This window comes from Arthrobacter burdickii, from assembly GCF_030433645.1.
GTDB classification, from domain to species: domain Bacteria; phylum Actinomycetota; class Actinomycetes; order Actinomycetales; family Micrococcaceae; genus Arthrobacter_D; species Arthrobacter_D burdickii.
The window spans coordinates 2794978-2807832 of sequence record NZ_JAROCG010000001.1 but is presented as its reverse complement, the minus strand read 5'-3'; the positions used below and the strand labels follow the sequence as shown (position 1 = coordinate 2807832).

Annotated in this window: 15 protein-coding genes; 7 read left to right on the top strand and 8 right to left on the bottom strand. The window is 62.5% G+C overall.

Annotation, left to right across the window (positions count from 1 at the left end; genetic code table 11):
- The first annotated feature begins 24 nt into the window (after positions 1-24).
- The 3 genes from P5G52_RS13180 to P5G52_RS13170 are packed head-to-tail and all read left to right on the top strand — an operon-like array spanning position 25 to position 1490.
- Positions 25-363 (top strand): ArsR/SmtB family transcription factor, encoded by a 339-nt coding sequence (locus tag P5G52_RS13180; protein WP_301228051.1) that lies wholly within the window; start codon positions 25-27, stop codon positions 361-363.
- Position 364: 1 nt separating this feature from the next.
- Positions 365-1009 (top strand): dihydrofolate reductase family protein, encoded by a 645-nt coding sequence (locus P5G52_RS13175; RefSeq protein ID WP_301228048.1) that lies wholly within the window; start codon positions 365-367, stop codon positions 1007-1009.
- Between the two features lie 10 nt (positions 1010-1019).
- Complete coding sequence (locus P5G52_RS13170; protein ID WP_301228046.1) at positions 1020-1490, top strand: SRPBCC domain-containing protein; 471 nt, start codon at positions 1020-1022, stop codon at positions 1488-1490.
- A gap of 13 nt (positions 1491-1503) precedes the next feature.
- Here the strand turns inward: P5G52_RS13170 and P5G52_RS13165 are convergent, their stop codons facing one another.
- Positions 1504-2460 carry an IS481 family transposase gene (locus P5G52_RS13165; RefSeq protein WP_301224114.1) on the bottom strand — a complete coding sequence of 319 codons (957 nt, stop codon included), beginning with the start codon at positions 2458-2460 and terminating at the stop codon, positions 1504-1506.
- 246 nt (positions 2461-2706) lie between these two features.
- On the opposite strand from P5G52_RS13165, the gene P5G52_RS13160 reads away from it, so the two are divergent.
- Both P5G52_RS13160 and P5G52_RS13155 read left to right on the top strand, forming a co-directional pair.
- A complete protein-coding gene (locus P5G52_RS13160; RefSeq protein WP_301228044.1) occupies positions 2707-3270 on the top strand; it encodes a GNAT family N-acetyltransferase in 564 nt (187 codons plus the stop codon).
- 201 nt (positions 3271-3471) lie between these two features.
- Complete coding sequence (locus P5G52_RS13155; protein ID WP_301228042.1) at positions 3472-3942, top strand: GNAT family N-acetyltransferase; 471 nt, start codon at positions 3472-3474, stop codon at positions 3940-3942.
- Between the two features lie 41 nt (positions 3943-3983).
- Here P5G52_RS13155 and P5G52_RS13150 read toward each other — a convergent pair whose 3' ends face one another.
- The 3 genes from P5G52_RS13150 to P5G52_RS13140 all read right to left on the bottom strand — a co-directional run bounded on the left by P5G52_RS13150 (position 3984) and on the right by P5G52_RS13140 (position 5695).
- Positions 3984-4460: a GNAT family N-acetyltransferase gene (locus P5G52_RS13150; protein WP_301228040.1), complete on the bottom strand. Its 477-nt coding sequence runs from the start codon at positions 4458-4460 to the stop codon at positions 3984-3986.
- A gap of 66 nt (positions 4461-4526) precedes the next feature.
- A complete protein-coding gene (locus tag P5G52_RS13145; RefSeq protein ID WP_301228038.1) occupies positions 4527-5186 on the bottom strand; it encodes a hypothetical protein in 660 nt (219 codons plus the stop codon).
- 185 nt (positions 5187-5371) lie between these two features.
- A complete protein-coding gene (locus P5G52_RS13140) occupies positions 5372-5695 on the bottom strand; it encodes a hypothetical protein (protein WP_301228036.1) in 324 nt (107 codons plus the stop codon).
- Positions 5696-6417: 722 nt separating this feature from the next.
- Here P5G52_RS13140 and P5G52_RS13135 point away from each other — a divergent pair.
- Complete coding sequence (locus P5G52_RS13135; RefSeq protein WP_301228034.1) at positions 6418-6657, top strand: hypothetical protein; 240 nt, start codon at positions 6418-6420, stop codon at positions 6655-6657.
- 315 nt (positions 6658-6972) lie between these two features.
- Here the strand turns inward: P5G52_RS13135 and P5G52_RS13130 are convergent, their stop codons facing one another.
- The 4 genes from P5G52_RS13130 to P5G52_RS13115 all read right to left on the bottom strand — a co-directional run bounded on the left by P5G52_RS13130 (position 6973) and on the right by P5G52_RS13115 (position 10987).
- Positions 6973-7857, bottom strand: coding sequence for a GAF domain-containing protein (locus P5G52_RS13130; protein ID WP_301228032.1), 885 nt, complete (start codon positions 7855-7857; stop codon positions 6973-6975).
- Positions 7858-8104: 247 nt separating this feature from the next.
- Positions 8105-8509 (bottom strand): hypothetical protein, encoded by a 405-nt coding sequence (locus P5G52_RS13125; protein ID WP_301228030.1) that lies wholly within the window; start codon positions 8507-8509, stop codon positions 8105-8107.
- Between the two features lie 15 nt (positions 8510-8524).
- Complete coding sequence (locus P5G52_RS13120) at positions 8525-9952, bottom strand: BTAD domain-containing putative transcriptional regulator (RefSeq protein WP_301228028.1); 1428 nt, start codon at positions 9950-9952, stop codon at positions 8525-8527.
- Positions 9953-10576: 624 nt separating this feature from the next.
- Complete coding sequence (locus tag P5G52_RS13115; RefSeq protein ID WP_301228026.1) at positions 10577-10987, bottom strand: hypothetical protein; 411 nt, start codon at positions 10985-10987, stop codon at positions 10577-10579.
- Between the two features lie 774 nt (positions 10988-11761).
- Here P5G52_RS13115 and P5G52_RS13110 point away from each other — a divergent pair.
- Positions 11762-12508: a response regulator gene (locus tag P5G52_RS13110; protein WP_301228024.1), complete on the top strand. Its 747-nt coding sequence runs from the start codon at positions 11762-11764 to the stop codon at positions 12506-12508.
- Positions 12509-12855: the final 347 nt, after the last annotated feature.

The window sequence follows — 12855 nt, the reverse complement described above, 5'->3', positions numbered from 1 at the left end:
CCTCTGGCCCGAACACTTAGGTGCGTGCCTAAGTATTATGAAGAGCTCGACTCCGTGCTCCGCGCTCTCGCGGATCCCACACGCCGAGCCATCGTCGAGCGGCTGGCAAAGTCCCCAGCGGTCGTGTCCGAACTCGCGGAGCCTTTCGAGATGGCGTTGCCGTCGCTCATGCAGCACCTGCGTCTGCTCGAAAACGCCGGTCTGGTTACGTCGCAGAAGCAAGGACGCGTCCGCACCGTGAGCCTGCGACCTGGCGCCCTCGACGTCCTGCACCTGTGGCTCGGGGAGCAACGAACCTCCGCTGAACGCCAAGCCGACCGGCTCGGCCTGCACCTGATCCGCACCACCCCAAAGGAAACCTGACATGACCCGCATCCGCATGAGCCTGTTCACTTCGCTGGACGGCTACACCTCGACAACCGGCCGTTCCCTGGAGAATCCGATGGGTGAGGACTGGGGGCGCCTCACGGAGGCATATATCGCAACCCGCACGATGCAGGAGCGCTTCGGTGTGACCGATGGTACCGGCACGACCGGCGTTGATGACTTCTACGCCTCCGCGTTCTTCCAGGGCGTCGGCTCCGAGATCATGGGCGCAACAATGTTCGGCCTGACGTCGTATCCCGACGATTCGGACTGGAAGGGCTGGTGGGGTGAGCGGCCGCCGTTCGGGACCCCGGTCTACGTTCTTACCCACGCCGCACCGCGTCCGCCGATCCCGATGGAGGGCGGTACGACCTTCCACTTCCGCCGTGGAGCCATCGAGGACGTGCTCGCCGAGGCGACCGACGCCGCAGGCGGCCTGGACGTGCGCGTGGGCGGTGGAGTCAGCACCGCGCGCGATTTTCTGCGCGCAGGCCTGGTCGACGAGTTGCACCTCATGATGGCCCCGGTTGTCCTCGGCCGGGGAACCCGACTATGGGACGACCTACCCAGGCTCGACCTCACCCACAAGGTGACGACGGAAGTGGCCGAGAGCGGCACGATCCACATCACCTTCACGCGATAGGAACGTACTCATGACGATCGAACGCCGGCTCGCCCGCGCCGACTTCACCCTAAGACGCGATTACCCTGTTCCCCTCGAGCGCGTTTGGGACGCCTTTGCCACAGAGGACCAGAAGCTGCACTGGTTTGGCGGCGGCGACACCGTCGAGACCGGCGAGTGGGTATTCGACTTCCGCGTCGGCGGACGCGACATCGACGAGGGGGCGTTCCACGGCGGTCCGGTCTCGCGGTACGAGGCCACATACACCGACATCGTGGAGCACGACCGGATCGTCACGACGTACGACATGTGGCTCGACGGGGTCCACATGTCGACCTCGGTGGCGTCGTACGAGTTCGCACCGATCGAAGGGGGCACTCGGTTCACGCACGTCGAGCACGGCGTCTTCTTCGACCAGTTCTGGGCCGACGGGCCGAACCGCGAAAGAGGCTACCGTGACCTGCTCGAGGCTCTAGGCAACTACCTCGTGTCGGGCACCTAGCTGTACTGGGCCATCAGGTTGGTGACACTCGGGTGATGGGTGTGGCTCCGATGCCGGTGTGGATGCGTTCAGTGTTGTAGTGCTGGAGCCAGGGTGCAAGGGCGGCTTGGCGTTGAGCGCTGCTGGTGAAGACCTGGCGGTAGGCCCATTCGGTTTGGAGTGTGCGGTTGAAGCGTTCGGCTTTGCCGTTGGTCCAGGGGCAGTGGGGTTTGATGAAGCGTTGAACGGCTCCGAGGTCCGCCACGGCCCGGGCGAATGCGGCGGAGTTGCGGTAGGCGAAGGCGTTGTCGGTGATGACGCGTTCGATACGGTTGATGCCTTGTTCGGCGAAGTAGATGCCGGCGCGGACGAGGAACCCCGCGGCGGTTGCGCCTTTTTCGTCGGGGAGGACTTCGGCGTACCCGACCCGGGTGTGATCATCGATGGCGACGTGGACGTAGTCGTAGCCGATGCCGCGGCCTCTGACCTGCTCGGAACGCCCGTGCGCCCGCCAGCCACCACCGGCCGGTATCCGTCCGAGTTTTTTGACGTCCAGGTGGACCAGCTCGCCGGGGGTGGTGCGCTCGTACCGGTTCGAGCTCGCCCGCGACGCACGAATTGGGGTCCCGGTGAGCGGATCGCAGTCCGCGAGCCGCGGCACCTGATGGCGGTGCAGGATCCGGGTCACGGTGCGTGCCGGGACACCCGTGACTGCCGCGATGCGCAACGGCCCGAAGCGCAGAGCCTGCCGGGCCTGCAGGACTTCCTGTTCCCGATCGGCGCTGGTACGCCTGGGCGATGATCGTGGTCGGCTCGAACGGTCCCGCAGCCCCGCGGTTCCTTCGGCCCGGTACCGGCCGACCCACCGGTACGCGGTCTGCCGGGACACGCCCAACTCAGCAGCGATATGGGCGACCGGGCGACCTGCCGCCACCCGATCAACAAGCAACTGTCTTCCATGCACCGTCAGACGAGCATTAACGTGGGACACGAGGACCTCCGGTCGCGAAGTGTGGGAACTAGACAGCTCCACTAAGCCCGGAGGTCCTCCTCATATCAAGCCCCAAGCGTCAACAACGTCCCAGCCCAGTACACCTAGCGCACCTGCCAGCGACTCTGTGCAGGCGCTCCACCGCCGAAAACCGGTTCAGTCCCCGCCATGTAGCCGCCGCACACGCCCGAAAGCACTCACCCCCCAGTGGCAACCAGACCCTGGGCACACCCTCTGGAGGAAACGATGTTTGAAGCAGTCGTGAGAGACGGGGTTGTCTTGAAGCCCCTTGAGACGTGGCACGCCGGCGAGTTTGCCGAGCATATGGGCAGGGCACGAGACCATATCCGGCCGTGGGTTGGACCGACTTTTGTCACCGACACCGTCGATGGTGCCCGGGCTACCCTTCAGCGTTACGCCATAGCCACCGCGAATGATGGAGCCCGTATCTATGGCCTCTGGGACGAAGGCAAGATCGTTGGAGGCGTGATGTTCGTCGCCTTTGACCCCATTTGGGGCATTTGCGAGGTCGGCTGCTGGCTCCAACCCGATGCCGTCGGAGGCGGCCTCATCACCCGGTCAGTCGAACTGCTCATGGAGTGGGCCTTCGTGGAGCGGGGGATGTCCCGCGTTGAATGGCGGTGCCGCACCGACAACGACCGCAGCGTTGCAGTCGCGCAGCGACTGGGCATGCGTTCGGACGGCGTTCTTCGCAGCAGTTGGGTCTACGACGAGAAACGTTACGACAAGGAGGTATTTTCGATACTTCGTGCCGAATGGACGAGCACACGACCTGTTGAGGCTCAATGACAGCCCCCGCCCCGACGGCGACCTCTCCGCCCTGAATGGTTGGATCCAGGGCTGGGCGTTCTCCCGCGGCATGGCTATGTCGCGAATCGTAAAAGCACCAGCCGTAAGTGAAAGTCCAATCGCATACTCATCCGGCTTCCCAGACCGCGCGTGAGCCGATGCTGAAACGCTCATGAAATAGGGGGTCACTATCCTTCTTCCATGACGTGCACCATCCAACTTGCCGATTTCGAGGAGCCCGCCCTCGAGGTATTCCTGCGTGCCCACTTGGCGGATATGGCACCGGAATCTCCTAAAGAGAGTCAGCACGCGCTGGACATGCCTGCCCTGCGACAGCCGGGCGTTCGGCTTTGGGTCGCTTTACACGAACGGCGAATAGCGGGCACGTGCGCATTAGCGGTGCTTGAGCCAGGGCACGAGGAGCTCAAAAGCATGCGGACGGAGCCTGAGATGCGGGGGCAGGGAATAGCGTCCCAGTTGCTGAATCACATGCTCGCGGATGCCCGAGCACGCAACGTTAGACGTATTTCCTTGGAGACCGGAAGCATGGGGTTTTTTGCGCCCGCCCGAGCACTCTATGCCAAGCACGGCTTCGGTCCGTGCCCGCCCTTTGGCTCCTATAAGGAGGACCCGCACAGCTCATACATGACGCGCGCAGTAACCGCCGCTTGACGATCGGTCAGCGGGCAGGGCCCTTTTGCAGGTCCGCTGACTTAGCCGAGTTCGAGAAGCATCGTGTCTGACGCACCGTTCCGTCCGACGACTCGGAAGCCTGCTCGGTCGTAGAGACGCCGGGCGTCGTTGCCGTCTTCGACGCTGAGGCTGATGCGTTGGAGCCCCCGCGTTCTGGCCACACCAATCAGCTCGTGAAGTAGTGCGCCGCCGATGCCTTGTCCGCGGAACCCCTCGAAGGTTGTGATGGACAGCTCCGGGGTGTCGGCGTCGACGAACCCGTAGCCGGGATCGCTCTCGGGTAGGAAGACGAGCCAGGCAACCGCTCTGACGGCGTTTCCCTCGTAATCCAGGAGCCCGAAGTCACGAGTCGAGGGAAAGGTCTTGAAGTAGTGCGCGATCTCGTGTGAGCCGTCCACGGCGTCGAACGTAAATCGTGGTGTGCTCCAGTTCATGTTGGCGAGTGTCGCCTGCCGCAAAAGCGCCCGGTCGTCCTGAGTAAGTGGTCGAAGGGCCATGGCGTAATCGTACTAACTTAAGAGTCAATGGAGCTGTCGCGCGATGAGTGGTCGCTCGCCTATTCCTCAACGGGACGGCGAGGACTGATCGCTTATTCCTGTGCCCGGTACGTTTGACGGCAGCTGTACTTTCTTCCCACGATCGTCCTTCTCCGGAATTGACTCTGGCATTACACCAGCCGTCGATGAGACGGCGCGCTCGTACGTTCCGCCGAATCCGATCCGCGTGATGTTCCGCAAACGGAACCGATCCAGGAACGACTCCCACCGTCCATGCTCATCGATCGTGAAGAGCCACAGGCGCTTTTTACTCCACCTCACCGGGACACCCATGAGCAGTTGTTCGGGATACTTATCCTCCCTGTAGAGCGAGACGACACCTGCCGCCTTCACGGCTGCCCGTATGAGCTGTCCAGGATTCCTTAGGTCGGCGGTCACGACCGGGCTGTGCGGGGGCCACGGGTTGTTCTCCCGGATGAAGCCGATGAAGGTATCGAAGACCCTAGCTCGCTTGATCGAACTGGTTCGAAAGGCCATGTAGCCGTCCCGGAGGACTCCCTCGCGCAGTTCGGCCAGGACCACCCATCCCTCAGACAGGTCGACCACAACACCGAATTCGGTTCTCAAGCCGCCGACGTTGCGAAGGATGCGCAAAGGGAGGGATTGTTCTTGGGAGAGGAGGAGAAGCTTGTTGATCTGCGATCGGCCCTTGGCTGCTGTACCCACGTGCCGAATCTAGATCACCTTCGGTCCGTTCTACCTCCGACTCGACGAGTCGCTCCGAGCCATCAGGAAGCAGCACCGTCTCAAACCAGCACGCACTTCCCTGTCGGGCCCACCGTGCACCGCGTGAGGATCCCTCAACGGAGCGCAGGTTCGGTTCTCATGTTGCCCTTTGCTGGCTAGCTTCCCTAGAACGGGGCGAATCCAACAAAGAGGGAGAGGAACAGGCCACAGAGGAGCCAAATGAACCCCAGAGCCGCGAATGCGGGGCTTCCCGGCGATGAACGGTTCCGAAGCACTGTCTGAGGGTTCACGCACAGGTAGATGAGGGCGATGAACGGCGCAAACAGTAGGGCCGCCGCAGCCATCCTGAAGATTTGGGCATCGGCATCGGCAGCGACCCCGAGCGCGAAACCCTGTTGGATCCTGATATACAACCACGCCCCTAAGAGGCTGGCAAACAGAACCGTTGCTGCTACTGAAACAGGCTTTCCGGTCTGGACTTTTCTCATCAGGCTTCCCTAACGTTCTCCGCATGCGGCGGGCTGACCTAAACCCTACTGCTAGATGAACTGTGGCGAAAACGCGCGGTGTCCGGTGAGGGATCCCTGCACGGGACGAGTAGATCAGGTCGGAGTACAGGTCAAAGGCGCCGTGCTGAGCCGGTACCGCAGGTGGCTCCGTCCGCGTTGGTCGGCCACATTGTTGAGGGCTGCTTCATACTCATTGCGATCGAAGACGAGCGGGCCGACAGAGGTGATCCTGTCCTCTTCCAAGAACTTGTTCATACCGGCACCGGGACCCTTCACTCGGCTCCTTTGCACGTCTCCGTGGCACCACCTCACCAGTGATACTTCAGATCGCGAAGTCACCACGCCGCCGGATACGGCGTCCGTCGGACGATCCCTCGTCGCGCTCGTTCGGTTGCAGGAACCGCGAGTACTGGCCTAGGGGCCAGCGTGATCGGCCAAATGATCTGGTAGCAATGCATTCATATCGTTACAGGTCCGGCACTCCAAACAGACTGGCCTGCGTGGTGCACTGAGATCTGAGATCCCGGACCAAAGGTGTCGACATGCAACATCGCCGTCCAGCAGTCTTCATGGCCGCTATCGCGGGGCTGGTCCTCGCCGCTTGCAGTCCGCCGCCTGATACAGGTACCGGTGGTGTGTTGTTCATTTCTGATGAAGCGCGTGCGGGGCGATCGGGGCCCGAAGCACTTTGGGAGGGAGTCGTGATCATCGCCGATAGTGGTTGCGTTCAGGGCCGGATGAAAGACGGCTCCTACTACAACTTGGAGTTTTCGGCCGGCACTCACTTCGACGACTCCGGAAGAATCGACATGGGTTTCGCCACCGTCGCCATCGGGGAAGATGTCGCTTTCGGTGGGGGGTACATGACCGAAGCCAGTCCGTCGACCCACCGTCCTGGTAGTTGCGTCGCTGGCTCGACTTCCCAGGTCTACACAATCTGACCAGTAGAGGACGCCGCCCGGCTACTAGTTGAACCCGCCGCCCTCGCACATCCAAAAATCGACCAGCACCCGTTGAGGAATCAGTTCCGCTGAGCGAGTGGGCGAGTTGGACGTAGCTTCGAGGATTGACGCATGTTCGCGTCAATTTCGGGGGATCCTTCGTTGTCTGACGTCTCAAGCAGTGAGCGAGATCTTGTACGCAGGTGACGCCGGGCCATTCTTCATCAGCCAGCCTGGGCACTGATGTTCGTGGTCATCTACGACACGGTGCTCACCCGCATCCACGCTGCATCACCGGGACCTTGGGTTTTTCGTTCAAATCCCGATTTCGATTTGGATCTGCGCGGCGAGGCGTCTGAGGACCTGCGCGTCGTAGTTGGTGAAGGTTCGGGGCTGGTCGTCGGTCAGGCAGATGGTTCCGATGCGCATGCCGTCGGTTGTGCTGATGGGGTGGCCGGCGTAGAAGCGGATTCCGAGCGGGCCCGTGACGAGGGGGTGATCCAGCCATTGTGGGTGGATGCTCGCGTCGGGAATGACGAGGGTGCGGTCCTGTTCGATGGTTTTCGCGCACATTGCGAGGTTCCGCGGGAGGTTCTGGGCGAGGGGCCCGACGACGGATTTGATGATCTGGGAGTCTTCTGTGATCAGGGCCATGTAGGCCGAGCTGACGCCGAAGTGGTCCCGGGCTTGGCGGGTGATTCGATCGAAGCGTTCCTCGGACCCGGTGTCGAGCAACCCCGTCTCGTCCAGCGCGTGCAGGCGCCGAAACTCGGTCTCGTCCGGGTCGGTCTCGTCCGGGTCGTCCCCTTTCCCGCCCGTGGCAGCAGTGGAATCAAGGGCGGAAACCCTGGTGGTGCTGTGCTCTGCGGCTGGGAGGGCGTCGAAGTCGTAGTCGTCGGGGGAGAGGGTCAGGGTGCGGAGGTAGTCGCTGTAACCGGAGGACGACGCGGTGACCTGGTCGCTGTACTGCGCACCATCGGTCAGCGAGCCCGTGCTGTCGAGCAGTTCATTGATGACCTGGGCGAGCAGATCGCGCTCTGCCACCGGAACCATCACCAGACCGGACAGATATCCCTGTAGCTCGAGTTCATCCCCCTCGCAGGTGAGCTCGAAGTACGTTGTGAGGATGTCTTCCAGCCTCAGACCGGCTGCGCGTACCGTCTGGATCGCACTCCACTGCTGCACATACTCATCCAGCACGTTCGATCCTCCGCCAACTCGTCTGTAATCCCTGCTCGATAACCTGACCGGATTCGTGTTACTGATCAAGGCTAAGCCTCTCGTGCGTTCCATGTCGCTGGCCTCCCTTCAGGAGCATCCGGTCGACACGAGGATGGGCCCTGCTTCCGTGGTTCAGGTTCACCCCTTGTGGGTGGCGATGTACTGATGCAGGCGGGTCTTGCCGGTTTTGCGGCGGTCTAACCGGACCGCGCAGTAACCCTGCGCACTAAGCCAGTGGCACTGCCACGTCTAGAGCTGGTCCGCCCTGCCGAGGAAACGGTATACGGGAGTGGGAACGATCGAAGGGAAGCGCACCAGACACGATCGCACATCCCTTCACGGCGGGCTCCCGGGCAAGGAGTTGGTTCGTGATCAATGGCCCGACCACGTTGTCGGCCAGGCGTTGGGTGATGTCCCTGGCGTTGGCCAGGGCGTGCTGTTCGGCTTCTGCTCGGATCCAGAAAGCAACGGGTGTTGCCACCAGGACGAGGGCCAGGAAGCCGACCGTGAGAAAACGTGCGACGGCTGCCCGGACCTCGCGTCGTTCGGTGACTTCCGGGGCAGTCGTGGTGTCGTGCGTGGTGTCGTGCGTGGTGGCGTGGTGGGTTTTTCCTGCGTGGAGTTTCCGCACGGTCGGCGTGCCCGGCTATTTTCCGGAAGGATCCGGCGCGGATCCGGTAGCGTCGCCCAGCCTGGCCACCAGCGACGGGTGCACGATCATGTTCCCTGGGCGGGCGTGCCGGAGGGTGTCGAGCATGACTCCCAGGGCGCCGTCCTTCGGAAGGAACCCGCAGATTCCCATGCGGGCAGCTTCCCGCAGCGCTTCCTGGGACGGGTTGCCCGTCAGCATGACGATCCGGGCCTGCGGTGCCTCGGAGAGGATCCGCTCGGCGGCGTTCAGCCCGGACCCATCGGCAAGATGCAGGTCCATGACGACGACGTCGGGGCGCAGGTCCCGGAACATCGTCGCGGCGGACTCCACCGATGTAGCAGCTCCCACACTCATGAAATCAGGTTCCCGGTCCAGTGCTCCGGACAGCAGATCCGAGAACGTGGTGTGATCATCGATGACCAGAACCCGCAGGCGCTCGGTCTGCGTCTCGGTCTGCGTCTCGGTGTCCGTCTCGGTGTCCGTCTCGGGTAGCAGTGATGCCGTGGGATGACTGTTACCCGAGACGGTCACCGCGCGCATCGACGCCCGGGGAGGCGCCGCAGCGTGCGTCGTCCCGGTAGTCGTCCCGGTAGTCGTCCCGGTAGTCGTCCTGCTGGTCGTCCCGGTGGTCGTCAGGAGCCTGGCCTGTGCTTCCTTCAGGACTCCGCTGGGCGCGCAGCCCAGTTCCTCGTCCATGACCCTACGGCAGCGGTCGAACACCCTCAGCGCTTCGGTGTTCTCGCCGTTCTGCTCCAGCCCCAGGACAAGGGCGGTCCACGCCCGTTCGTTCAAAGGATCCTCCCGGACCGTTTCATGGGCCCAGGCGATCGCCCTCCCGACATCTCCCATGATGAGCGCGGTTTCCGCGGCCAGGACACGGGTATGACCGACCCGCTCGGCGTGCAGGGCCCGTTCCTCTTCGGCCCAGGCCGGCAGCAGCTCGTCGCCGAGCAGCGGGGCGGAAGCGAGTTGGAGTGCTTCGGCCAGCAGTGGCAGCGCGACCGGTGGCGGTGCCACGCTGGCCTGCTTGGTGAGAGTTTCGAACCGGTTCGCATCAAGGCTCACGAGCGAGGGCTCGATCACGTAGCCGCCCGTGACCGTGCGCAGGGGACCTGTCCGGCCGGCTCCTGGCTGCAGCCGCCGGCGCAGGACGCTGACATAGCTTTCAAGGGTCGGCAGTGCGACGGCCGGAGGGTTGCCGTTCCACAGCAGATCGATGATGCGGGTCTTGGATACTGCCAGACCGAAGCTCAGGAGAAGGATCTCGAGTACCTGGCGGGGTTTGGGTCCGCCCAGGTCGTTGGCGTTGAGGGTAGTGTCTCCCCGGCGAATGGTCAGCGGGCCCAGGACGGAGATCTGAAGTGCCGACGACTGCCCGGACGCTTCGGAAAATTGAGTTGAATTAGTTGCTTTTTTGATCAATTCCAAAGCGATCACAATATCTTTCCCCAATTGATTTCCTGCCGCACCTAATAGAATTAGAAGGGGTCGGAGAACACATGCACACGAGTAGTCGGTACGCAGCGCGTAAGGGGCGTACTCAGTAATCCGAGTGATGGCCCGGAACCTGGGGTGAAACTTCTGTCGCCGTCCTCCCTTCACCGGAGGGAGGATGGATGATTGCAGCGTACGAAGCAACCATTACGTTGTGAGACGGACGGGTGGGCTGCTCGGATGGCGTCTGGAACTTACTGCCGAGAAGGAATGAACCCGGTGTCTTGAAGGAAGCCCGGCATCTGTAGGGAAGTGCCTGAACTCCGCGTTGACCTCCCCACGGCTCGTACCTCTTCTCCGTCGCTCTGGAGTGAAGGCATGCGCAGCGCGTGGAGAGGGCAGTAATTACTCATAGTGTCAGTGGTGGTCCGATGGCATTGGGTGCCACCGAGCAAATGGTCACAATGCTGCCCGTCGAGGTGGGCCGTCGACCGGGCTGCTGGCGCACCGGCCCGTCGGCCCATCTCGGAAAAGGCTAGGACCGGGGATAGCCGTGCATCCTGCATTCCCCGGGGTGAAGAGGCTTTTGGGAACCTCGTGCGCGCCGGGCGATCAGTGCGCCCGGTCTATCAACGAATCCTCAGGCGCTGACAGACGGTGGCGGCCGCTGGCGCTGTTGGTTGCGTTGATGAACACGGCCAGCGTCCTTGCTTCTGTCGGTGTCATAAAAACGTCAACGGGGTTGGTCCGGCCCGCGATGTGAAGAGTAAGAGTGAAGCCGTCAGCCTCCAGGCTCGGCCGGGCAGACCAGCTCTCCAGCACCGGCGGTACGTCCTGGCCGATCACGACGGAATGGTTCTCCAGGTGCCACGGAGACCCGGCGTCGATCAGCGCCTTATGTTCAGCGCAGACGTAGGCCTCGCGATAACGACCACCTAGGCCCTGACGATCCATCACGAAGGCGGCACCGGGATTTGTGCATCGAAGCACCGGACAAGGAAGCATGCTTATGACAGTACTCATAGATGTTGCGAAAATCCTGCATCCCCCACCGAAGCAGGCCTGTACCAGCGAGGCAGGTACCAGCGAGGTACGTCCCAACGGGTCGACGCGCCATCCGTGGTCTAAGCCCCGCAGGGTGCCCGAAATACTGAGTGTCGTCTCCGTGCCCGCAGTGGGTGGAATCGGCGGGTTTCCGGCCTGCCATGTCGTATGTGGGTGTGTGGCGTGGCAGCTGCCGTGATGGCGATACCCCATGGTGGGAGTCCCGGGATCGAGGTGGAGGAGGCTCCGCGAGGATGCTGCTGCGAGCTGGCGTGTCGCCGTTACTGAGACAGAAGACGGCGAGACAAGTTTTCGAGTCAGGAGCAGTCCCACAATCACGGGGCTCGGAGCCCTGACCAAGGCCCCGAAATGGTGTATCGAAACCTTTAGGTTTTCGAGACACAGGGAGCGTCGGTACTTCGGGAGGCGGACACCGAATTGTCTCGCGGGTGGGGGGGTCACAACACCTTTGTTCCGGACACGTCCCATGGGACACGCCGCGCCGTTCTGCTGTTCGTGTTTGAAGAGTGGTCCATGGACGGTCGTTTGCAGAACACGGTCATACCGTCCAGGGATGCCACTCCGCGGTTGTCCCTCTATCTAAGGTTTCCCCAGTGTCTGAGTCGCATCATGGTTTGACGGTTCACCGGTGGAGGTGTGCCCGAGGTACTGGTGCCCGTTTGTAGGTGCTGGTACCTTCTGCCCGGACTATGAGTACTGGCCATTCGTGGTCGTGATCGAAAGGACGATGCGATGAAGGAACCGGCTCTTCAGCTTTATGTTCACGCGCGTACCCGTACTTCGGGCAGCATGGGGGTAGAGCTTGGTTACTGGGGCGACGGCATGGCGATCGGTTCAAAGCCGGTAGGGGACGCGTTCGATTCAGGTGGCCCTCCGCAAGGGCCGATACAGACATCGCCGCTTCGAGCGTCGATCACTGCGCACGCTAGGTTCCAGAGGGGCACCAGTGAGCGTGGCCCAGCGGAGGAACATGCTTGCAGCCAGGCAGTCACAGACAGCGATCCCACGACGTGGCCTGAGACCAAGCCGGAAAGCGAATGCCTCCGCATCCTGATCGTCGATGACCACCGCACATTTTCCGAGTTGCTGGCGGGAGCAATTGACCGGGAACCGGACCTGAAGAGTGTGGGAACCGCACGAACCGTTGAGTGCGCGGTACCGATGTTCCGGAACCTCCGACCCGACGTCATCATCATGGATCTGTATCTTGCGGACGGTTCCGGGCTCAAGGCCTCCGAGCGGATTCTGTCGGAAGCACCGAAGACCCGGATTGTCATGCTGACCGGCAACCCGTCCCAGGGCGCGCTGCAGGAGGCAGCCCGCATGGGTATCTGTGGCTTCCTTCCAAAGGACGGTTCCCTGGGGATCATGCTGGACACTTTGAGGCACGCCCGTCCCGGCAACATGATCGTGCACCCGTCCCTGATAGCGAGACTGGGCAATACGGCCGCGTCCGTGCCGGAACCGGCAGGAACCTAACCGGGCAGACGATCGTGAGCGAAATCGCGCCGCAACGAGGCCAACCAGAACCTCACCCTTGGTCCTTGGGTCATCAAGGCTGCTGGAGGTCCGGGCAGCTGTTGCGCGCTTTCTCGCAGGCTGGTCTCGTTGCCCTAGTTCTTGTAGCACTCAGGGAAGGCGTACGGGTGCCTTCGGCAATCGCACCTTAGAGGGGTTGAACCCCATCAGTTCCCCGTCCGTCGGGTCCTAGGGATTCCCCAAGACCCGATGGGAGACGGCCGAGCATGACATCGGAAGCATCGCGTAAATACGTGAGGTTGCTGGTGCCAGCGGTTCTGCTCGCTCTCGTCGGGCCCCGGTCATCA